The organism is Sorangium sp. So ce321, from assembly GCF_051530195.1.
Taxonomy (GTDB): Bacteria; Myxococcota_A; Polyangia; order Polyangiales; family Polyangiaceae; genus Sorangium.
Genome location: NZ_CP150329.1, coordinates 4,190,800 through 4,212,824 on the forward strand (window position 1 = coordinate 4,190,800; position 22,025 = coordinate 4,212,824).

Genomic DNA, 22,025 nt, shown 5'->3' on the forward strand with positions numbered 1-22,025 from the left:
CCGGATGGGCTGAAGGGGCAGGGGGCTGGGGCGCTGCGCCGCGGGGGAACTCGGGCGATCACGAACGGAGCAACCTTTCGAGGGTTGATGACCATGCGGAAAATTCTCTGGGCTCTTCTGTTTGTATCGGTCGCCGCCTGCGGCGATGATTCCACCGGATCCTCGGCTTCGACCAGCGGCGCCGGCTCCGGCACCGGTTCCGGCTCCGGCTCGACGGCCGCGTCGGGATCCACCGGCGCGCCGACGACCTCGAGCGCCACGGGCGCCGGCGCTTCGGGCAGCACCGGGCAAGGTGGCGCCGGCGGGGAAGGCGGCAACGGGGCCGGCGCGGGCGGAGCGACCGGCACCGGCGGGTCGGGGGGCGAGGGCGGCAGCGCCGGTGAGCGGCGCTGGGTCGGCACCTGGACGACCGGCCCGCAGCTGACCGAGACCAACAACAATCCGCCGGCGCCGGGCCTCGCCAACAACACCCTGCGTCAGGTCGTGTATACCTCGATCGGCGGCAGCAACGTGCGGCTGCTGCTCTCGAACGAGTTCGGCGACGGGCCGGTGACCATGCAGTCCGTGCACATCGCGGACTCGACGACCGACGACGGCATCGCCACGGGCACCGATCACGCCCTGACCTTCTCGGGCGCCGATTCGGTGACCATCCCGGTGGGCGAGGCTGTCTTCTCCGATCCGATCGATTACAACCTCAAGCCCATCAGCAAGCTCGCGGTGACCATCCGGTTCGGCAACGTCCCGAGCGGGATCACCGGGCACCCGGGCTCGCGGACCACCTCGTATATCCAGACCGGCGATGGGGTCTCGTCGGCGACGCTGTCATCTCCGGTGAAGACCGATCACTGGTACTACATCACCGGGCTCGACGTCATGGCCGATCCCACGGCGGCGGCGATCGTCATCCTGGGCGACTCGATCACGGACGGCCGCGGCTCGGTCACGAACGGGAACACGCGCTGGCCGGACTTCCTGTCGCGACGGCTGCGGGCCAATCCCGGGACCGAGAACGTGGCCGTGCTGAACCTCGGGATCGGCGGCGGCACCGTGCTGTCCGGCGGGCTCGGGCCGACGGCCAAGGCGCGCTTCCAGCGCGACGTCCTCGAGCAGCGCGGGGCGCGCTGGCTGGTCATCCTCGAGGGAGTGAACGACATCGGCAACGCCCCCGCCGGCTCCGGCCCGAGCGTCGCGGATGGCTTGATCTCGGCCTACGGCGAGTTCATCGACAAGGCCCACGACGCAGGGATGCTCGCTTACGGCGTGCCCATCCTGCCGTTCGCCGGCTCGCAGTACGACAGCGTCGAGCACGAGGCCGCCCGTCAGGAGGTCAACGAGTGGATCCGCACGAGCGGCAAGTTCGACGAGGTCATCGACCTGGACGCGGCGGTCCGCGACCCGAACGATCCTTCCAGGCTGCAGGATAGCCTGGACTTCGACGATTGGCTGCACTTGAACCCGACTGGCCTCGAGACGATGGCGAACGCCGTCGACCTCTCGCTGTTCGCCCATTGACATAGAGGTGGGCTCCGGGGGAGCACGGCCGGGCGCGAGGAGCTCGTGCGCGCCCGGCGAAGACCACGCGCTCCCCCGGCGGGGAGCGCGTGGTGACCCCGACCATCGCGTGGCGCCACGCGCGGTACCAACCGGTGTCGCGGCGCCGCGATCGCTCCTGTCGATCATGCCGACTCCCGATCGGCTTCATGTTGATACGTCGCGTTGTGCGTCCCTGCGCATTCAGACGTTGCGGTCCTGAGTAGCCTTGGCCGGAGGTGGAGGCATGAGCCGGATCCTGCTGGTAGAGGACGAGGTCATCATCCGGACGGAGCTCCGGCGGCTGCTCGTCCGCCACGGACACGACGTGGTCGAGGCGGGGTCGATCGCCGAGGCCGAGGCGGACCGCGATCTCCGCGCGTTCGACCTGGTGCTGGCCGACGTGCGCCTGCCCGGCGCGCCGGGCACGGAGCTCGTCGGTCGGTGCGGCGGCGCGCCGGTCGTGCTCATGACGAGCTACGCCACGGTGAAGGCGGCGGTCGACGCGGTGAAGCGCGGCGCCGCGGATTACCTGTCGAAGCCGTTCGACCACGACGAGCTCCTCGCCCTCGTCGAGCACCACCTCGCCGGCGCGCGGTCCGGGCAGAGCGCCCCCGCCGAGATCGCGCCGGGCGCCACGCCGTCCACGCCGTCCACGCCGCCAGCGCCGTCCACGCCGCCAGCGCCGCTATCGCCGTCCACGCCGCCAGCGCCGTCCATGCCGCCAGCGCCGGCTGACGACGAGCTCGAGGGCATGGTCGGCGGCTCGGCGGCCATGCGGGAGGTGTTCGCGCAGGCGCGCAAGGTGGCGCCGAGCGAGGCGACGTTGCTCGTGCTGGGCGAGAGCGGCACCGGCAAGGAGACGCTCGCCCGCGCCGTGCACCGGCTGAGCCCGCGGCGGCAGCTCCCTTTGGTCCCGGTCTACTGCGCGGCCATCCCGGAGGGGTTGATCGAGGCCGAGCTGTTCGGGTACGAGCGCGGCGCCTTCCCCGGCGCGCTCTCGGCGCGCGCCGGGCTGTGCGAGGCGGCGGAGGGCGGCACGCTCCTGCTCGACGACATCGGTGAGCTGCCGGCGCGGGTCCAGGCGCGGCTCCTCCGCTTCCTGCAGACCGGCGAGGTGCGTCGCGTGGGCGCGGCGCGCGCCCGGCGCGTCGACGTGCGCCTCATCGCCACGACGCACCGGGATCTCGCGGCGATGGTGCGCGAGGGGTCGTTCCTGAGCGATCTCTACTTCCGGCTGCGGGTCCTCGAGATCCGCCTGCCGCCGCTGCGCGAGCGCCCCGGCGACGCGGTGCGCCTCGCGGAGTCGCTGCTCAAGCGGCGCGCGTGGACGACGGGCCAGGCGCCGCTCACCCTGTCGCCGGAGGCGCGCGCCGCCATCGCGGCGGCCCCTTGGCCGGGCAACGTCCGGGAGCTGGAGAACACGGTCCACCGCGCCATGGTCCTCGCCGAGGGCAGCGAGATCGAGCTGGCCCAGCTCGGGCTCGACGCCCCGCCGCTGCCCGCTCCGCCTGCGTCTGTGCCCGCGCATCCGCCCGCGCACCCGTCCGCGCACCCCCACGAGGGGGCGCCCTCGTCCGACTCGCTCGAGGGCTATTTCCGCCGCTTTGTCCTCGAGCATCAGCACGAGCTGACCGAGACCGAGATCGCCCGTCGCCTCGGCATCAGCCGCAAGGCCCTGTGGGAGCGCCGGCAGCGGCTCGGGATCCCCCGGCCGCGCTCCTGAGCAGCCGGCCGACCGCGGCGCGCTCGGGGACCGCGCCGCGCCGATCACCGCGCACCGGACGGATCGCCCCGAGGCACCCCTGCCCGCGAGCGGCGTCACCGTCGGCTGCGCGATGACCACCCGCGCCTCCGCCCGGCCGAACCGATTCCCCACCTGGGGCCAGCTCCGCGACTCGGATCCGTTCGTCGGCTCGACGACGCGTGTTGCGCAGCCGAGCTACAGCGTGTCGTTCGAGACGCCGGTGCCCTGAGCGGCTCGGTACCGCCTGCTTCCCGCTACCCGCGACCCTGCAGGATGCGCCGCGCCTCCATCAAGATCTTCCCGAGCATGTTCTTGCCGACGCCCTCCGCGCCACAACCCCAGTAGTAGTCTGCTGGCGACGTCTCGACGAGCTCCTCGTCCCCCGTCGCCAGCAGTATCCCTCGGATGTCGGCGTGCGTCTCGAACTTGCGCAGGATCGCGCGCCTCATCACGTCATCCTTGACGCTCTCCCAGTCCGAGCGGAGCGGGAGCCGCCGATCGCGGCCCATCTCCCTCGCGCGCTCGGGTGTCGGCGCGAGGCGAACGCGCTCCTCGTGCTCGGTGCCGGCGAATTTCTGGGCCTGGAAGTAGTGCTCGACGGTGCTCCAGCGCCGTCCATCCAGCTCGAAGCCGTGGGCAGAGAAGCTCGAGAAGCAGCCGTATTCGCCCTGTGGAACGCGGAAGCCAATGGCCATGATCGCTCCTCTCTCATCGATCCCGAGGCGAGCACCGCCGCGGCCCGCGCGCGCCGCTTCGTGTCGTGCACTGGAGATATGCGGCGTGCCGCGCGCGCTCGCTCATCGGCACACTCTAACGCCGCCGAGCCACGGGGTGGCGATCGAGATCCGGCGGACGCGCCATCGCCCGGTCTCCGCCTCCGCCACCGCCTCCGCCACCGCACCGCACCGCAGCCATTGCAAAGCCTCTGCCAGGGCCGCGCTCCGGAAAAACAGTTGCATGCCTAATCATCTGGCGCTAGAGTCCCTGCGTGTTCGATCACTGCCTGTACTTCAACACGACGTCGCTCGCCCGGCTGCTCGAGCGCGCGTGGAGCGCGGCGTTCGCGCCGCTCGAGCTCACGCCGCCCCAGGGCTTCCTGCTGCGCGTCGTGCTCCGGCGACCGGGCCTCTCTCAGCGCGAGCTCGCCGAGATCATGACGATCTCGCGGCCCACCGCCACCCGCATCCTCGACGGGCTGGTCGGCCGCGGGCTGGTCGAGCGCCGGACCGGCGAGGCCGACGCGCGCGAGCAGCACATCCACCCGACCCGCGCCGCCGAGCAGATCGCGGAGGCGCTCGACGCCGCCAGCGCCGAGGTCACCAGGGAGCTCAAGCAGGTGCTCGGCAAGCAGGTGTTCGAGCAGGCCGTCGGGCAGCTGCGCGGCATCCGCGCCGCGATCGGATAGCCGCCGCGGGCCCCCCGGGGACCCGGCACCTCGGCCTGATAGTTAGCTAACTAATCAAACGTGATCAGACAACCAACGTGATGAAAGGAACCGCCATGCCCATCCTCAACGTCAAGCTCAGCGCCGAGCCCAGCCCGGAGCTCGTCCACCAGGCGACCGAGATCTTGCTCGATCTCACCACGCGGATCCTGCGCAAGAACCGAGAGCTGACCGCGATCACCTTCGACTTCGTGCGGCCCGAGCACTGGGTGGTGGGCGGCAGGACGCTCGCCGAGCAGGGCAAGCGCAGCTTCTACTTCGATATCAAGGTCGTCGACGGCACCAACACCAAGGACGAGAAGGCGGCCTACATCGCCGCGGCCTTCGAGGCGTTCGCGGGGCTGCTCGGCGACCTGCACGACGAGAGCTACATCCATGTGCACGACGTCCGCGCAGAGGCCTATGGCTACGGCGGGCTCACCCAGGAATACCGCTACGTGCGCAGCAAGCTCCTGCCCGGGTGAGCCGCCGCGGGCCCGAGCTCGGCGCCGCGGTGCTCGTGGTCGACGACGGTCGCGGTGATCTGCAGGACCCATCCCCGCCTCCCGTCAAACCACGTGGGTTGACGAGGTCTCGAGCTGTTCGACCGCCGCTCTCTCGGCTCACGCCTCCGGCCGGTCCGAAGCGCGCCACCCTCGACGCCGTGAGCGCGTCGCCTCGCCTGGTGATCCGTCGGGGGAGCCTGGTACAGGTGGAGCCGGAGGTTCTCCCTGAAGGTGACTCGGCGTCTCTCGCTCCCGTCGTTTGCGCCGTTGGCGCTGCTCGCGATGTCGTGCGGTCGTGCCGCCGGGCTGGCCCCGGCGGGGGTCGCGCCGGTGTCGATCGCGATCCCTCCCGCCCCGGTGACACCGCCAGCGCCCGGCGCGGTCGATCCGCCGGCCGCCACGGTCGATCCGTCGGCCCCATTGGCATTGCCGGCCGCCGCGATCCCGCCTGCGGCCTGGCTCGAGTCGCCGCTCCTTGAGCCGGAGAGCGCGCGCGCCAACCGGGACCTGTTCAGCAGCCACCGCGAGGTCGCCCTCGGCACGCACGTCGCGATCTTCGCCGCGACAGGAGACGGCGCCGCAGGCACGGCCAGCGCCGCAGGCACGGCCGGCGCCGCAGGCACGGCCGGCGCCCCAGGCACGGCCGGCGCCGCGGGCACGGCGGTCGCAGCGGCAGGCTCCGACGTCGGCCCCTTCGCGGTCCACGCGGAGCTCGGCGTCGTCGGCCCCCTGAAGCTGCCGGCGCGGTCCACCTGGGTCGGCGTCGCCGGCCTGCGGGGCGACGCCCTCTATGCCGCCACGCCGGAGGGCGCCCTCCTCCGCGCCGCCGACGTCCGCGACGCGCTCCGGCCGGACGGGTTCGCGCTACGCGGCAACGTCCCTGGCGCGACGGCCTGGGACGCCGCTGGCGGCCTCGTGGCGGCGGCGTCGGGGGAGCGCGTCAGCGTCACCGCAGACGAGGGCCGCAGCTTCACCTCGGCCGTCGTCGCGCCGGGCAAGGCGGTGCGCGCGGTGCTCGTGCGGCCCGATGGCGTGCTCGCGGCCGTCGTCGAGGGGCCAGCGCGCGGGCAGCGCCCGGCGGCGCCCGACACGTTCCTCTCGTCGGATCGCGGGCAGACCTGGGCCCGCTCCCCGTTCCAGCCGCGCGCGGTCGAGCGCGCCGGCTCCTGGATCTGGAACGGCGATCCGGTCTGTCCCGCCGTGCTCAGCCGCAACGGCCGGATGTGGACCAGGGCCGCTCCCGCCGAGCTGCTGTACGGCAGGCCGACCTTCGGCGCCGCGCTGTACCTCTCCACCGCGATCCGGGCCCATGCGGCCGGCTCCCTCCGCTCTGCCGTCGCCCCGCCGGCGCCCGAGCCGCCGGCGCGAGGCGCCGCGGCGGTCGGACGGGAGCTGCCCTGCAAGGCCGACGACGAGGGCGGCGGCGTCGTGAGCGGCATCACGGGCGGGTACGGCGCCTCCTGCGAAGGCGCGCTGTGCCTGCTCGCGAGCGTCCCGCCGCGACCGCCGCCGACGCGCACCTCGGTCGCCACGTTCGGCGATGGCGTCTGCGATCCGGCGCGCGTGCCGCCGGGCGGCGCCTGCGCCGCGCACCTCGCGCGGCCGCCCACGTTCGCCGTGGTCGACCGCGCCGCGGGCACCGTGACGCCCGTCGCGGCGCCCGAGGGGTGCCCGCAGCCGGTCGCGCTGCGCAACGCGGCCGGCGTCGGCGTGCTTGTCTGCCGGGGCGGCGGCGGGGGCGCGGCGCTCTTCGTGCGGGCGGGCGCGCAGGGCCCGTGGCGCGCCGAGGGGGAGCACGCGATCCCGGCCGGGGCGGTCGAGCAGATCGTCGCGGCGCCGGACGGCACGCTGCTCCTGCTCGGGCCGAAGCCGCCCGCGAGCGCCGCGAGCGTCCGACGCGAGCCGCTGCTGGCGCTCGTGCGCAGCCCGCTGCCGCCGGGCGCGCCGCAGGCGTGGCGGCGCGTCGCGGTGCCTGACGGCGTGGCGGTGCTGCCGGCCCCCGGCGGCGCGGCGCTCCTCGCGAGCTCGCCGGCGGCGTCGGCGGGCGGGCGGCTCGATCTGGCGCTGGATCGCCCGGGTCACCCGGTGCTCGCCCTGGCGCGCGAGGTGGAAGTCTCCCAGAACCTGGTGCAGATGGCGCTGCGCGACGGGCGGGTGCGGTTCCGGGTGATCCCGAAGCCGGCGCCGGACGCGCAGGGACGTCGCTGGCCAGCGCCAGAGCCGCGGGAAGCGCGCTGGCACGTGCTGACCCACGGCGGCGAGCTCGTCCCCGAGCCGCCGCCCCCCGGGACGCCGCCGGCCGAGGAGCGCCGGTTCGGCCCCGCGGGGGGCTGAGGCGGCGTCGGACGAACGTCGCGAGCGACCGAGCCCTCGGCCGCGCTCGATCGAGACACTGACGATCTGCCGCGCGGCCCGGTTCACCGGTCGCGCTCGATCGAGACACTGACGAGCTGCCGGGCGCACCGATTCATCGGTCGCGCTCGATCGAGACACTGACGAGCTGCCGGGCGCACCGATTCATCGGTCGAGCTCGCTCGATATATCGCCGTATCCCTCGATCGCTCTGCTGGCTCACCGGATCGGAGTCGCTCTCCTGATGACAGCGCTCCTCACCTGAGGACAGCCCGCCTCGACGCGCGCGGCCCCGCGACAGTGCGGGCGTAGCGGGGGAGGCCTGTCCGCGCGCTCCCACGGGGATCCAGGCCGGAGCTCGACATCGCGAGCGTCGGCACGTTGTTTGTTGACCCGCGTCGCGCATACGGCAGCGCGGCCGCTCATGCCGTGCTGCGGCGAGGCGGGCTCGCGCCTGCCTGCCGGGATCGAGCGATCCACGAAAGGAAGAAGGTATGTCCCTCTCGCGTGCCCAGGTGCAGTTCCTCGCCCGCGCGGCCGCCATCTATGGTTACCCGATGGTCGCGAACTACAGCCTGATGTACAACAACTTCGTCGCGCACGGCCACCTGTTCAACCAGTTCAGGAGCGCGACGGCGCTCGCCACCCCCGAGACGAACGTCGTCACGCCGAACAACGACACGCTCTACTCGCAGGCGTGGCTGGACCTGCGCGCCGAGCCGTACGTGCTGTCCGTGCCGGCGATCGCGGACCGCTACTACAGCTTCCAGCTCGTCGACTACTTCACCAACAACATCGGCTACATCGGCACGAACGAGGGGGAGCTCGCGGCGGCCAGCTACCTGATCGCGGGCCCCGGCTGGGAAGGGGCCGTCCCGGGCGTGGCGAAGACGATCCAGAGTCAGAGTCGACTCGTGTATGTCCTCGGCCGGACGCAGGTGAAAGGCCAGGCCGACCTCCCGAGCGTGCGGGCGATCCAGGAGCGGTACCGGCTCACGCCGCTCCACAGGTTCCTCGAGCGACCGCCTCCTCCCGCGGCGCCGGCGCTCACATTCCCCCGGATCTCGCTGCCGCAGCAGTACACCCCGACGCTGCCCGGCTTCTTTCAGCTCGTGAACAGGTGTCTGACCGCCTTCCAGGCCCCGCCGAGCATCGACGAGCGCCTGGTGCGGGCGTTCGCGGCGATCGGCGTCGGTCCAGGCAAGACGTTCAACCTGGATGCGTTCCCGCCGGACATCCAGCAGGCGCTGGTCCAGGGGGTCGCCAGCGCCTATTACGATGTGATCCGGGCGCGCGCGGGGAACGGCGACGACGACTGGAGCATCCCGCCGAGGGACACGCGGGTCTTCGGCCACGGCTGGCGGGACTACCGGAAGCGGGCCCAGGCCGCTCACCGCCACATCTACATGAACTCGCCCCGGGAGGCCGTGTATCCGCTGGCCTACCACGACGCTGTCGGCGGGGTCCTGACCGGCGAGCTGAGCTACACGATGCGCTTCGAGGAGGGCGCGCTGCCGCCCGCGAAGGCGTTCTGGTCGCTGTCGATGTACGACCAGAGCACGATGGGCTTCGTCCCCAACCCGATCGAACGCTACTCGCTCGGATCGGACTCCGATCTTGCCCAGGCGGAGGACGGCTCCGTGACCCTCTACATCCAGCGCGACGCGCCGTCCACGAGCCCCGCCGATCCCGCCCTGCGCAACTGGCTGCCGGCGCCGGAGTCCGAGTTCTATCTCGTGCTCCGGGTGTACATGCCGGAGGAGCAGATATGGGGCCCGGAGCCCTACGAGGTGCCGCCGCTCAACCCGACCTTGCCCGCGCCCTAGCTCGCTGCGCCAGGGCTCCCCGGCCGGCGCCTGCCCGCGCGCCGGCAGCCACGCGGAGCCGGCCGGCCGGGCGACGGGCGCAACGTGGGTCGGGCCGCATGACGGACAGCCAGACGTCTGGCCACGGACAGCCAGACGTCTGGCCACGGACAGCCAGACGTCTGGCCACGGACAGCCAGACGTCTGGCCACGGACAGGTTCCGCAGTTGGGGCTTGACGTCTACGAAGAGTTTGGATTTCCTGCTCCCCCCAACGAGAGCGCGTCCCATGCCTGACACCAGCGGGAGAACCATGAGGAGCTTCGCTCGGTTGCTCCGCGAGCCGGTCATTCATTTCCTCTTCATCGGCGCGCTATTGTTTCTCGCCCACCGGCTCATCGTCGGCGATCCGAGGGTGGTCGTCGTCAGCGGGGGGCTGCAGGCGGACCTGGAGCGGCAGCTCCGCGATCAGACGGGGCGGGCTCCGACAGAAGCGGAGCTGAAGGCGGCGATCGACGCGTGGAAGCGGGACGAGGTGCTCTATCGTGAGGCGCTGCGGGAGGGGCTCGAGCAGCAGGACGCGACGGTGCGGACCGTGCTGGCGGACAAGCTGCGGGCACGGGCAGCTCAGCAATTGGTCGCGCGGAAGCCGACGGATGCAGAGCTGGACGCGTGGCTGGCCTCTCACCGGAGCCAGTACGAGACGCCGCGGCGGTATGAATTCCAGGTCGTAGCTTTTCCCAGGAGCGACCCCGCCGCAGAGCAGCAGCGGTCGAAGTATCAACTTGCGCTGGCCGACGGTGCAGACCCAAGGACGCTCGAACGTCCGATCGTGGGTGGCAACCTCACCCGCGATGAGCTTGCAGCCAGGTTCGGTCCTGCGGTTTCCGAGAGCATTTCCAGCTCGCCGCTCGCGACGTGGAAGGCCCTGGAGACCGAGGACAGCCTGCTGCTCGTGCGGGTCAACCGGGTAGGTGGGGGGCTGCTCAGCCGCGAGGAATTGCGCCCGATCCTCACCGCTGACTGGGTCGCCGCGATGAAGAAGCAAGCCGCCGACGACTTCGTCGAGAGCGTCGTCGCGCGGTACAGATTCGAGAAGAAGCCTTGACCCGTCTGTGTCTGCACCGGCTGGCGTGGTCCCTGCCGCTCTTGCTGGCCGTATTCATGGCGCCCGCCCCCGCAGGTGGCCACGAGCTCAACTCGGCGTCTCTTTCGCTGACGGAAGTGGAAGGGCACGAGGGGCGGTTCCTCTTACACTGGGAGGCGAGCTCGTCCGCGCTCAGGTCCGAGCTCGCAAAGCCCGCCGTGTTCCCCCCGCGCTGCAAGCTCGATGGAGCGTTTCTCGACTGCGGTGACGCCGGCCTGGTCGGCACCATCGAGCTTCCCTGGCTCGAGGGAGCCGAGACCAACGTGATGGTCGTGATCGAGTGGTGGAATGGAAGCCGACTTCTTCGGGTGTTGACCGGCAGCGACCCGAGCCTGGTGGTTTACGGTATTCCCGCTTCCGCCGGGCTTCTCGCGCTGAGGCCGATCGTCGTCGATTACACGCGGCTCGGCATAGAGCACATCCTGACCGGGTTCGACCACCTTCTCTTCGTCATTGCGCTCACGCTCCTCGTGCGCGGCGGCAGGAAGCTGATCGGCGCCGTCACGGCCTTCACGGTTGCGCACAGCCTGACCCTGGCCTGCGCCGTGTTCGGCTGGTTGACGTTGCCGGCCCCGCCTGTCGAAGCGGCCATCGCGCTCTCGATCGTGATGGTCTGCGGCGAGTGCATACGGCCGACCGACTCGCTAGCTCGCCGGGCCCCATGGGCCGTCACGTTCGCCTTCGGGCTCCTTCACGGGCTCGGATTCGCGTCGTCGCTGCTCGACATCGGACTGCCGGAAAAGCATGTGCCGACTGCGCTCTTGTTCTTCAACGTGGGCGTCGAGGTCGGTCAGCTCGGCGTGATCGCGCTGGTGGTTGCGCTGCGCCTCTTTGCCGCGCGGCTTCCCATGCAACCAGAGACGGTGCGGCGCGGTCTGGTGTATGCGATGGGCGGAATGGCAGGCTACTGGTCGATCGAGCGCATCGTGGCGGCGCTGACGGGCCCCAGCTTGTAGCGAATGCCGCGGGCCGTGAGGCGCGGGCCTGCCGCCACAGAGCCCGCGGTATACCGGGACCATGCCGCGAGACGCACAGGCAGCGCGAGGGCGCGCCATCCTGGCACGGACGGGTGTGGGGGGGCGGCTCCGCCCGAAGCCGCGCCGGTGATGGCGCGGGGCTTCGGGCGGCTCGTGTCAGGGCGACAGCGTGACGGACTCCGCATCGAGCGCCACTTCGTAGTAGCCGTGCGGATTCCAGGGGAGCGCGACGCCGTTCTGCTTGAGCGTGCCGCCGGTGACCGTCACGCGCACATACTTGCCCGGCGGGAAGTTGTCGGGGAGCTGCCAGTTGTAGGTCGTGTCGCTACCGGCCTGCATGTTGGTGCCGGAGGTGATCGCCTTCTGACCGCGCCAGTAGGAGCCGATGTTCTCCATGGTGCCGATCCACACGTCGCCGAAATCCTTGACGTGCTTGACGTGATCGACGAAGGCCTGGAGCGGGATGGGCTGATAGGCGCCGTCGCTGCCGCCGGTGAAGCCGTGGATGCAGAAGGTGCGCCACTTCTTCGCCGTCCGCGCGCTCGTGACCTGCTCGTCCATCACCGCCGTGGAGGCGCCGGTCGGGGGAATGAAGGTGGGCAGCGTGAACGGATCGGTCGAGTCGTTCGGGCTGATCAGGTTGTTGGCCACCCCGCGATTGATCATGAAGCGCGTCCGGGCGATGCCCGTGTACACCGACGCGCCGTTCGGAGCCGCCATCGTGAAGGGCGTGAGGCTGAACTTGTCCTTGATGAATTGCGTTGCGGCGTCCGTATCGGAGCCGTTGTCGTTGCTCGAGTGGCTCTTCGTGTGGTTGGCGAGCTCGTGCCCGTCGGCGAGCGCCCTCGGCCACACCGGATCGTTCGCTTCGGCCTTGCCGGTCCAGACGTAGAAGGTGAACGGCACGCCGAGCCCGTTCAACGCGTCGTAGTTCTGGATCTGGGTCGAGTTCACGTCGTCGAACGTGTACGTCACGGCCCCCGAGAAGCCGGCCCAGTCGATGACCTTGAACCCGCCGGGCGCGCCGGACGGCTTCGCCACGTCGGCGGCGCCGGGGGGCACCGGAAGGCCGGATTCGACCGGCGGCGCTTCACCGCCCGTGCCTTCACCGCCCGTTCCGCCGCCGCCATCGCCACCGCTGCTGCTGCTGGTGGTGGTGCCCGACCCGCTCGTGGTGACTCCGGTCGACGTCGAGGTGGCGCTGCCCGGACCGCCGGAGGTGACGCTGCCAGTCGTGCTGCTGGCGTCCGTCGTCGGCTGGCCACCGCTACCGCCGGTGCCGCCCCCACCGTCATCGCCGCAGCCACTGAGTTGTAGCGTGCCCAACAACACCAGCGCGCCGAGCGCTGGTGTCAGTGATGTAGGAAAATTCCCAAGGTAGCGCAATCGTGAGAGCTTAGACATGGTGGTAAAGATTCCCACAAGTCACTGGAATGATCACGCCGCAAGCGGATCGATGCAGCGCACGAGCCGCTCGCCGGCGGCACGAAGGAGCGAGGGTCGTGTGACGGAGCGCTCCATCGAATTTTTCTAGCGACACGGCGATCGCTGGAGCATCCCGAGCTTCGCGTCGGCCGTGTGCGGCGCCGTGCTCGGCCTCGCGACCTCGTCCATCGTCCCGTTCGCCTGGCCGCGCTACTTCCCCGGAGCGAACGGCCCCATCGACGACCTCCGGGTCCAGGTCGCGCCCTCTCTCACCACGCGATGGACGTGGATTCGATAGCTGACGTCGCCGCCCACGCCGTCGCGCGCGATCTCGACCTCGTTGTAGCCGTTGTGCTCCTGCACCTCGCGGCTCGAGAGCGAGGGGGCCGCGGCGATCCGGATCGTCCAGTCCTCGTGCCGCTCCGGCCATTGCTCCTTGCCGAACCAGCCTGTGTGGCTGTGGCCGTGGAGCACCAGGCAGAACTCCTTGTGGACGAGCGCGTCCTTCACCTCGCCGGCGTTGATCAGGCCGCCGAAGCGGGCGAGCTCGGTTGCCGGGAGCGGGGAGACCGGGTGGTGCAGCACCGCGATCCGGATCGGCGCGTGCCACTGCGCCCTGCGCACGCGCTGGAGATCCGCGTCGTGGACCAGGCCGGGGTCGATGCGCGCCACGCTGTCGCGCAGGACCGCGGCCCGCTCGGCGTCCGGCTCCTCCATCGCGCCCTGGCGCAGGCGGCCGATCAGCGACAGGAGCTCGTCCCGCGCCGGATCCGCCTCCGCCTGGCCGCCGAACTCCGCCGACCCGAGCAGCGCGAACTCGACGCCGAGATCCGCGTACCGCGCCACCGCGAGCGCCCGCGCCTCCGGTGGATCCTCGAGCCGCGGCCGCGCGCAGCGCGGGTGGTCGTCGAACGCCCTCCCGAAAGGCGCATGGCGCGCCTGCGTTCCGGCCGGCGCCGGCCTCGCCGCCTGCCGCCAGTCGACATCGTGATTGCCACCCACGAGGAGCACGTTGGGCTCGTTCGGCGGCAAGCGGGGGTGATCCGCGAGGTGCCTGCAGAGCTTCTGGAGCCAGACCCGCGCCTCGGCGTACTGCGCGTCGTCGGCCCACTCGGCGATATCGCCGGAGACGACGAGCAGGTGCGGCGCGCGCCCGGCGGCGGCGAGCTCGGCGACGTGCTCGACGTAATGGTCGCACACGCGCGGGGGCCCCAGGGCCGGAGCCATCGTGTCGCCGTGCTTGCCCTTCTCCTTCACGTCGACGCGCTCGGCGGATTTCGGGCCGAAGTGGATATCGGAGACGTGATGGATCCGCAGCGGGCACAGGTTCGCCTCGAGGATCGGGTCGGCGAGCACCGAGCGCCCGCCGCGCCGCTGGACGAGGCCGCAGCGCTCGAGGAGATCGACGTTCTCGTCGCGGGGCGCCGCGCCGCGCGCGACCTCGCGGAGCACGCCCCGCTGCGCGTCGGTCAGGCCGTCCTCGAAGACGGCCCGGTGGTAGGCGAACTCCAGGAGCTCGCTGCGCATGCGCGCCGTCCACAGGAGCGTCCATGGCTCTTCGGCCAGATCGGGCGATTGCTCAGCGAGCTCGAAGACGAACTCGAGCAGGAAGGGGTTCCGGCGCCAGATCGCGGGCAGCTCGGGGAGGAGCGCCCTCGACGCGTCGGTGCGGGCGAGCTTGAGCGCCTCGTCGGGCGTGAGCGGGTCGAGGAAGCGCATGTCCCGCGAGGAGAGCAGCCCCGCGTCCCCGCCGGCCGCGCGCTCGAGCGCGACCCACTCGGCGGGGCTCATCGCCAGGAGGACTCTTGTGTTCGCGCGGTAGAGATCGTCGCACCACCGCAGGAATGCGGTCGCGTCGCGCGGGCTGCCGCCCTTGCCGGCGAGCTGCGGCTCGTCCAGGAGGAGCGTGATCCCGGACGGCACGACGGGCAGCGCCGGCCCGACCCTGCGGAGGTCCATGTAGCGCACGGCCGCCCCGCCGGCGCTGCCGAGGTGGTGCTCGAGCGCCTTGAGCGTCCATGTCTTTCCGGCCCTGCGCGCGCCGATGAGCGGCCAGACGACGCCGTGCGCGGGGAGCGACAGCAGCAGATCGAGGAGGTGGCCGTGGTCGCGGACGTCGCGCTCCGGCGAGTAGGGTCTCCTCACGTCGAACGCGCGCATCACGAATCCTTCCCTCTCTCCCTGGCCACCCGTCGAATCCAGTCGAAGAACGGAGGATCCGCGAGCCACGCCCCGAGCGCGTCGCAGAGCCCCGCGTCGCAGAGGACGGCGACGTCCTCGGAGGGCAGCCTGCGCACCTCGGGCAGCGCCGCGTCGGGCGAGCCGCGGAGCCCGCCGAGCACGGCCCGCGCGCGCGTCGGCAGCTCGGCCCAGCGCGGCCGGAAGAAGGCGGCGTCGCGGTCGAGGAGCAGGCGCTGCTCGTAGAGCTCGCGCACGCCGGCGCGCTCGACGAGGGCGCGGCGCTGGCCGGCGCGGACGGCCTGGACGAGGGCGTAGCCCATGACCTGGAGATAGAAGGGCCAGGGGCCGCAGATCTCCACGACCCAGCGGGCGGTGCGCTCCGCTTCGACAGGGACGTCCGGAGGTGCGGTATCGACGAGGAAGCGGATCGCGTCCGCCTCGCCAAGGGGACCGAGGTTGACCGGGGTGACGTCGTTGCCGAACGACGAGCCCGGGGCCGTGTCGAACGCGTGCTCGACGATGGTCACCCAGTCCCAGTGCGAGCCGACGAGGACCACGCTGGTCTGCTCCTGTCCCACGGCGCGCAGCCAGGCGAAGACGGTGGCGTCGGCCTGGTCGAGGTTGGCGACCTCGTCGAGGAGCAGGACGGCGTTGCCGGCGCTGGAGAGGCGGTTGCGGAGGGTGAGCGCGGGGGCGGCGTCCGACACGAGGGACGGGTCGAGGAAGATCGCGAGCTCGTCGGCGGTGCGAATGGGCTCGGCCCGGCCCTCGAGGGTCTTGTGATGGACGGCGCGGGTCGATGAGAGGCGCGCCGCGAGGTGATGGAGGATGGATGTCTTTCCCGAGCGGCGCGGTCCGCGGAGGATCGCGGGGCTGCGGCTCTCGATCAAGGCGAAGAGCTCGGCGAGCACGGGGTCGCGGCCCGGGAGAGAAGGCGCGTCGATGAGGGCGGGACCGGGGCGAAAGGGATTCGTGAGAGCACCCGCCGACGGAGCTTCGAGGACAGCGGGCCGGTCCGTGGACGCGCGCGGAGGCGCGGAGCTGACATCACGAGATATCAGCGCCGCGGGACCCTCGGAGATGAAGCGCTCTTTGCCGTCCCAGGGGACACCGCCCGCGTAGCCGTGCTTCGCGAGCTCCTCGTCCACATTGTCGCCGCGGAGATCCCCGGCGAGGGCCGCGATCACCTTGTCGGGGCGACGCAGGACGTCGCGAAAGCCAGCCAGGGGCAGATAGAGCGTCGTCCTCGAGTCCGGGCGGCGAAGGGCGAGGCGAGCGCGGTCGGGCTCCGCGTCATCGAGGAGGCAGAAGCCCCCGGGCGTGCGGGCGAGCGCGGTCACGCCAGCGGACACGAAGGACGCGAGGAGCTTGCGCTGGCCCGCGCTCCAGATCCGCACCGTGCCATCGTGCCCCGCGCTGGCCAGTCGATCGCCGCGCGGCTCCCAGGCCATCGCCATGACACCTCGCGAGTGACCCTCGAGGCGGGCGAGCTCCTCGCCCGTGCCCGCGTCCCAGATCCGCACCGTGCCATCGTGCCCCGCGCTGGCCAGCCGATCGCCGCGGGGTGCCCAGGCCACCGCCGTGATACCGCGCGCGTGGCCCTCGAGCCGGGTGAGCTCCTCGCCCGTCCTGGCGTGCCAGATCCGCACCGTCGTGTCGTCGCCCGCGCTGGCCAGGCGCTCGCCGTCCGGGCGCCAGGCCAGGGCCTTGACGTCGCGCGTGTGACCCTCGAGCCGCGCGAGCTGTATGCCGGTATCCGCGTCCCAGATCCGCACCATCCTGTCGTGCCCGGCGCTCGCCAGGCGGTCGCCGTCCGGGTGCCAGGCGAGCGCCAGGACCCAGTTCGAGTGGCCCACGAACCGCGCGAGCTCCTGGCCGGTGCTCGGTTCCCAGATGCGGACCGTGCCGTCGTGCCCGGCGCTCGCCAGGCGGTCGCCGTCCGGGTGCCAGGCCAGCCCCAGGACGCCGTTCGAGTGGCCCTCGAGTCGCGCGAGCCCCTCGCCGGTCGCTGCTTCCCAGAGGCGCACCGTCTGGTCATCGCCCGCGCTGGCCAGGCGATTGCCGTCCGGGCTCCAGGCCAGGGTCAGCACCCAGTTGGAATGACCCTCCAGCAGGGCCAGCTGCTTGCCAGTCCCGGTGTCCCAGATGCGCACCGTGCCATCGTGCCCTGCGCTGGCCAGGCGGCTGCCGAGCGGGTTCCAGGCCAGGGCCAGGACGCCGTTCAGGTGACCCTCGAGCCGCGCGAGCTCGTGGCCGGAGCCCGCGTCCCAGATCCGCACCGTGTTGGCGTCGCCCGCGGTCGCCAGACGCCTGTTGTCCGGGTGCCACGCCACGGCCCTGACCCAGTTGGCGTGGCCCTCGAGCCGCGCGAGCTCCTGGCCAGTGCTCGCATCCCAGATGCGCACGGTGTTGCCGTGGCCCGCGCTGGCCAGGCGCTTGCCGTCAGGGCGCCAGGCGACGGCCCTGAACCCGCTGGAACGGCGCTCGAGCCGGGCGATCTCGCCCCCTGTGCTCACGTCCCAGATGCGCACGGTGTTGCCGTCGCCGGCGCTGGCCAGGCGCTTGCCGTCCGGGTGCCAGGCCACGGCCGTGACGCCGTGCGCGTGCCCCTCGAGCCGCGCGACCTCCTTGCCGGTGCCCGCATCCCAGATGCGGACGGTGTTGCCGTCGCCCGCGGTCGCCAGGCGCTTGCCGTCCGGGTGCCAGGCAAGCGCCTTGACCCCGCGCGAATGGCCCTCGAGCTGAGCGAGCTCCTGGCCGGTGCTCGGCGCCCAGATGCGCACCGTATGGTCGTCGCTCCCGCTGGCCAGGTGCTCGCCGTTCGGGTGCCAGGCCACGGCTCTCACCCAGTCGGAATGGCCTTCGAGCCGGGCGAGCTCCTTGCCGGTACCAGCGTGCCAGACCCGCACCGTCAGGTCGAATCCCGCGCTGGCCAGGCGCTCGCCGTCCGGGCGCCACGCCACGACCAGGACCCAGTCGGAATGACCCTCGAGCCGAGCGAGCTCCTTGCCGGTGTCCGCGTGCCACAGGCGCACGGTGTGGTCATATCCAGCGGTTGCCAGGCGCATGCCGTCCGGGGACCACGCGAGCGTGTTGATGGTGCCGGTGTGTCCGGACACCAGCTCTGCGCAGGCGAGGGGCGGCGTGACGGCGAGCCTCCGCGTGCGCTCCAGCTGCGCGCCCCTACCCGCGACAGCGCAGGCGCTGAGGTCGGCGCCTTCGGCCTGCACGCCGCTCCAGCGGCACCCTGTCCAGGTGGATTGCCGGAGGATGGCGCCGCTGAGCTGCGCCTGCTCGACGATGGCCCCCTTCGCCTCGGCCTGCGTGAAGTCCGTCCGGTGCGCGGTCGCGCGCCGGAGGACCGTCCCGTCGAGCTTCGCGCCCGACAGCGTAGCTCCGCTCAGCGCGGCATCCGTCAGGTCGGCGCCGGACAGGTCGGCGCCGGCGAGATTCGCGTCCTTCAGGTTCACGCCGGCGAGCGGCGCGCCGCGCAGGTCCTCGCCGGTGAGCTGCACGCCGTGGAGATCCGCTCCCTCCGGGATCCACCCGGCCGTCTCCTCGGCCCACCGCGCGAGGCCGAGCAGCAGCCGGAGGGCGTTCTCGGCCGGCTCGCGCGTCGAAGGGGTCAGCTGCCGGTCCATCTTCAAGAACGACTGGACCGAGCGCACCGCCCCCGCGCGCCTCGGCTCGCCGGACGTCCGCAGGATCTCTCCCACGAACGCCGCTATCTCTCGCGTGATCGGCTTGGTCCGGAGCGCCTCGAGCGGCCGCTCGGCCAGCGTCGCCACCAGCGCGCGCGCCAGGAAGTACTCGCGGAACGACTTGTGCGCGAAGCGGTATCCATCGCTGCCCTCCTGCACGAGGAACGTCCCCTCCTGGAGGTCCAGGAACGCGGCGTCCGCCGGCATGCCCTCGGGTAAGAAGCGGAAGAGCCGAGCGCGGACCGACTGCTGGAGCTCCTGCCAGGTACACGCCGGCCGGCCGGACCGCCAGAGCTGCTCGGCGAGCGCCTCGGCGAACTCCTTCTTCTGCTCGTCGGTGAAGCACCTGGGGTCATGTTTCCGCGTGTTGTCGAGCCACCGCCGCAGGTACGCCTCGTACAGGTCGGCTCGCCCGACCTTCGCCCCCGAGGCGATATCGTCCAGCGTGGCCAGCACCATTCCGAGGAGCAGCGGCCGGTGCACGAGATCCTTGAGGTCGTAGATGGCAGCGATGCGCGAGAGCGCCGCCGCGGCGCCGTCCTCTCCGCGGATCTGCCGCACGAGATTGCGTACCTGCGCGTCCGTGAACGGCTGGATGATGAACCGCCGGATCCCAGGCGACGTGCCGGACGCCTGAGAGGGCCCGTTCTCGGTGGACGTCGCGGCGTGCGCCTCGGCGGGGAAGTAGTCATCTCGCGAGGAGACGACCACCTTCCCGCCGCCCGTCGCGACCTCGAGCAGGCTCGAGCGCCGCCCTGCGAGCTCGGAGGCCTCGAGGCGGGTGGCCATCTCGTCGAATCCGTCGAAGCAGGGCACGAGGAGCCGGTGGCGAATCAGCAGGCGTAGGGCGGCGCGGTTCGCGGGGAGGTCCGGGGCCCCGGCCGCCTGGAGCAGGAGCTGCTCCGGATTCATGTCGGGAGAGGCCCCTGCCAGGTTGACGAGCAGGGGCCTCGGTCCCTCGGCTGGCGCCCAGCGCCGCTCGGCCCACGAGGCGAGCGCGGTGGACTTCCCCAGGCCGAACTCGCCGAGCACCAGCGCGATCTTCTCGCCCGACGAGAGCCACGCGTCGAGGGCGCCGAGGAGGGGCGTGGGCTCATCGCGCCCGTCGAGGCGAGCGTCGGGCTCCACGAACCGCCCCGTGACCTCGCGCAGGCGCTGCTCACGGAACGCCGCGACGATGGCGCGCGCGCCGTCGAAGCGGGGGAGAAGGCGCGCGATCCGGCGCGCCAGCGCGTCCTGCGGGATCGGCTCGAGCGTGGCGTTCACCAGTCCGGACCTGGCGGCCGCCACGGGCAGCTTCTCCCACTCTCGCCTGGGCCCTGTCCAGCGCTCGTGACCGTCGATCCACAGCAGGGCCCACCCTTCGTCCCGGAGGGACGCAACCATGAGCGTGCACCAGGCAGGGCGGCCTTCAGGCCAGACGCCGACCGCCGCCACGTGCTCACTCCCCTCTGCCACCGCGAGGAGATAGATGGTGTCTGCGGAGAGGATCTGATGCTCGGAGAATTGCGGAGTGAGCCCTCTCGTGCTCAGCTCGGCGGCCAGGCTTTGCGCTGCCCCGGCGCCGCCGGAGGCGCGCGGCACGTCGTCGACCATCCCCGCGCGGAAGTCGGATGGCTGTCGCTGGAAGGAGAGCACCCAGCCCCGGTGCCTCCGCGTCCCCAGCGTCGCCGGATCCAGCTGTCTCGGCAGCTCGACCCGCACCTCCGCCGGCAGCGAGCTCTCCCGCTCGTCGCCGCTCGCCTCCGGCGCGCCGCGCACTGCCTGCGCGACGGCGCTGAGCGCCGCCATCCCGTCGGTCGTCCACTCTCCGTTGCCGCGCTTCGCGTCCACTGCCTTCCGGAGGCGCGCCTCGACCTCGACGAACCCGGCCTCCCGCGCCTCCCGCTCGGTCATCCACGCGAACACGACATCGGCGGCTGCCCCTGCCATCGCCGCCCGCAGGACATCGAGCGGCAGCACCTCCGGGGGGATGACGACCTCCCGCGTGAACTGCCGTATTTCCTCGACGCGGGTCACCTTGTCGAGCTCGCCGTACAGCCGGCGCAGCCGCCTCCCTCGGGCCGCGGCCCCGGACAGGGCGCCTGCGTTCAACAGCACATCGCGCGCTTCCTCGAGCCGCGCCACGAGCTCCTCCAGCGCCGAGTCGTCGTCCCGCCCGAGCATCTCCCGCGCCCCGTCGAGCCACCGCGCATAGGCTTCTCCCGCCGGATGCCCCCGGTACACGAGGGTCGCCTCGGCCACCGGCACGACGGGCCGCAGCCCCGCAGGGCGCGCGGAACGACCGGCGCCGGCGCTCGTCCGCTCGTACCCGAGATCGATGTCCGCGACGATCACCCCCTCATCGCCCGGATCGAGGTACCCCGCACGATCCGGGAATCGCCGCAGCTCCTGGGCCTGGGCTTCGTCGACGTGGACCGTGGTCCCGCCGCCCTCGGCTCCATCAGCGTAGAGCACGGGCCGCCCATAGCGGCGCGCCTGCTCCCAGACCGTTCCCGCGAGCTCAGGTAGCGTGGTGTGCGGCGTCGCGCTGGGCACCGCGAGGAAGCGGCACTCGCCGAGCCGCTCCGCGCCGATCGCCCGGTGCGGCTCGCCCTCGCGGAGCAGGAAATCGAGACAGACCATCACGCCCATGGGGCCCGGGAGGCCGTCCGGCATCTCCAGAGGTGCCCAGGTCTCGCCCGCGCGCATCGTGCTCCGCTCCACCGCCGCCGCGTTCCGCTTCGCCGGCAGGGCGATCAACTTGCCGCCGTGGAGCACCGGGCACACCGACTGTCCGATCGCCGGGAGCGCGGCCGCGCCGAGCCGCTCGTACACCCCGGACCGCCGCGCCGCGCGATCGACGGTGTGCGACCCTGCCACGACGACCATGTCCGCTGCGGCCTCGGCGACGTCCCCGAGGATCTCCCACGGGACGCTGTACTCGGGAAAGACGACGAGCCTCGCCCCGTACTCCCGGCAAGCCGCCAGGACCGCCCGGATCCGCGCGAGCAGCTGCGCACCGTACGCCTCCCGGATGCGCCGCCGGAGCGCGTCGAGCTTCGGCTTGATCGCCTCCGGCACCTCGCCCCGCGGCGGGAGCAGCGAGTCCGACGCCGCCCGTGGATCGAAGAGCGGGTCCTCGAGCGGCGATCTCCGATCCAGGACGATCGCCGGATGATAGGCAAGCTGCACGACGGCAACCCGCGTGTACGTGGATCCCCCCACCGCTTTCTGCATTCGCTCGCTC

At 72.0% G+C, this 22,025-nt stretch carries 13 protein-coding genes; 9 read left to right on the top strand and 4 right to left on the bottom strand.

Going from position 1 to position 22,025, the window contains the following annotated elements:
• Positions 1-93 precede the first annotated feature (93 nt).
• From WME89_RS16110 to WME89_RS16120, 3 genes are all read left to right on the top strand, one after another.
• On the top strand, positions 94-1,515 hold the full coding sequence (locus WME89_RS16110; RefSeq protein WP_438010027.1) for an SGNH/GDSL hydrolase family protein: 1,422 nt from the start codon (positions 94-96) through the stop codon (positions 1,513-1,515).
• Positions 1,516-1,780: 265 nt separating this feature from the next.
• Positions 1,781-3,259, top strand: a complete 1,479-nt coding sequence (locus tag WME89_RS16115) for a sigma-54-dependent transcriptional regulator (protein ID WP_438010028.1) — start codon at positions 1,781-1,783, stop codon at positions 3,257-3,259.
• A 112-nt stretch (positions 3,260-3,371) separates the two neighbouring features.
• Positions 3,372-3,509 (top strand): hypothetical protein, encoded by a 138-nt coding sequence (locus WME89_RS16120; protein ID WP_438010029.1) that lies wholly within the window; start codon positions 3,372-3,374, stop codon positions 3,507-3,509.
• 25 nt (positions 3,510-3,534) lie between these two features.
• Here WME89_RS16120 and WME89_RS16125 read toward each other — a convergent pair whose 3' ends face one another.
• The gene (locus WME89_RS16125; protein WP_438010030.1) at positions 3,535-3,975 is read right to left on the bottom strand and encodes an NADAR family protein; all 441 of its coding nucleotides are present in this window, start codon (positions 3,973-3,975) and stop codon (positions 3,535-3,537) included.
• A 293-nt stretch (positions 3,976-4,268) separates the two neighbouring features.
• Between WME89_RS16125 and WME89_RS16130 the strand changes: the two genes are divergently transcribed.
• The 6 genes from WME89_RS16130 to WME89_RS16155 all read left to right on the top strand — a co-directional run bounded on the left by WME89_RS16130 (position 4,269) and on the right by WME89_RS16155 (position 11,468).
• Positions 4,269-4,685, top strand: a complete 417-nt coding sequence (locus tag WME89_RS16130) for a MarR family winged helix-turn-helix transcriptional regulator (RefSeq protein ID WP_438010031.1) — start codon at positions 4,269-4,271, stop codon at positions 4,683-4,685.
• A 95-nt stretch (positions 4,686-4,780) separates the two neighbouring features.
• Positions 4,781-5,188 carry a tautomerase family protein gene (locus WME89_RS16135; RefSeq protein ID WP_438010032.1) on the top strand — a complete coding sequence of 136 codons (408 nt, stop codon included), beginning with the start codon at positions 4,781-4,783 and terminating at the stop codon, positions 5,186-5,188.
• A gap of 303 nt (positions 5,189-5,491) precedes the next feature.
• Positions 5,492-7,543: a hypothetical protein gene (locus WME89_RS16140; RefSeq protein WP_438010033.1), complete on the top strand. Its 2,052-nt coding sequence runs from the start codon at positions 5,492-5,494 to the stop codon at positions 7,541-7,543.
• A 512-nt stretch (positions 7,544-8,055) separates the two neighbouring features.
• Entirely contained in the window at positions 8,056-9,387 is a 1,332-nt protein-coding gene (locus WME89_RS16145) for a DUF1254 domain-containing protein (RefSeq protein ID WP_438010034.1), read from the top strand.
• Between the two features lie 309 nt (positions 9,388-9,696).
• Positions 9,697-10,473 carry a peptidyl-prolyl cis-trans isomerase gene (locus tag WME89_RS16150; RefSeq protein ID WP_438010035.1) on the top strand — a complete coding sequence of 259 codons (777 nt, stop codon included), beginning with the start codon at positions 9,697-9,699 and terminating at the stop codon, positions 10,471-10,473.
• Positions 10,470-11,468: a HupE/UreJ family protein gene (locus WME89_RS16155; RefSeq protein ID WP_438010036.1), complete on the top strand. Its 999-nt coding sequence runs from the start codon at positions 10,470-10,472 to the stop codon at positions 11,466-11,468. Before WME89_RS16150 ends, WME89_RS16155 begins: the two co-directional genes overlap by 4 nt.
• A gap of 177 nt (positions 11,469-11,645) precedes the next feature.
• On the opposite strand, the gene WME89_RS16160 is transcribed toward WME89_RS16155, so the two are convergent.
• The 3 genes from WME89_RS16160 to WME89_RS16170 all read right to left on the bottom strand — a co-directional run bounded on the left by WME89_RS16160 (position 11,646) and on the right by WME89_RS16170 (position 22,015).
• Positions 11,646-12,821, bottom strand: a complete 1,176-nt coding sequence (locus WME89_RS16160) for a polysaccharide deacetylase family protein (RefSeq protein WP_438010037.1) — start codon at positions 12,819-12,821, stop codon at positions 11,646-11,648.
• Positions 12,822-13,124: 303 nt separating this feature from the next.
• On the bottom strand, positions 13,125-15,074 hold the full coding sequence (locus tag WME89_RS16165) for a metallophosphoesterase family protein (RefSeq protein ID WP_438010038.1): 1,950 nt from the start codon (positions 15,072-15,074) through the stop codon (positions 13,125-13,127).
• Entirely contained in the window at positions 15,074-22,015 is a 6,942-nt protein-coding gene (locus WME89_RS16170) for an eIF2A-related protein (protein ID WP_438010039.1), read from the bottom strand. The genes WME89_RS16165 and WME89_RS16170 overlap by 1 nt, the downstream gene beginning before the upstream one ends.
• Between the last annotated feature and the right edge of the window lie 10 nt (positions 22,016-22,025).

Bases quoted from the DNA above. Each gene is read 5' to 3' on its own strand.
- WME89_RS16125 (WP_438010030.1), bottom strand. From the start codon at position 3,975: ATGGCCATTGGCTTCCGCGTTCCACAGGGCGAATACGGCTGCTTCTCG.
- WME89_RS16145 (WP_438010034.1), top strand. From the start codon at position 8,056: ATGTCCCTCTCGCGTGCCCAGGTGCAGTTCCTCGCCCGCGCGGCCGCC.
- WME89_RS16140 (WP_438010033.1), top strand. From the start codon at position 5,492: ATGTCGTGCGGTCGTGCCGCCGGGCTGGCCCCGGCGGGGGTCGCGCCG.
- WME89_RS16115 (WP_438010028.1), top strand. From the start codon at position 1,781: ATGAGCCGGATCCTGCTGGTAGAGGACGAGGTCATCATCCGGACGGAG.
- WME89_RS16120 (WP_438010029.1), top strand. From the start codon at position 3,372: ATGACCACCCGCGCCTCCGCCCGGCCGAACCGATTCCCCACCTGGGGC.
- WME89_RS16170 (WP_438010039.1), bottom strand. From the start codon at position 22,015: ATGCAGAAAGCGGTGGGGGGATCCACGTACACGCGGGTTGCCGTCGTG.
- WME89_RS16165 (WP_438010038.1), bottom strand. From the start codon at position 15,074: ATGCGCGCGTTCGACGTGAGGAGACCCTACTCGCCGGAGCGCGACGTC.
- WME89_RS16135 (WP_438010032.1), top strand. From the start codon at position 4,781: ATGCCCATCCTCAACGTCAAGCTCAGCGCCGAGCCCAGCCCGGAGCTC.
- WME89_RS16110 (WP_438010027.1), top strand. From the start codon at position 94: ATGCGGAAAATTCTCTGGGCTCTTCTGTTTGTATCGGTCGCCGCCTGC.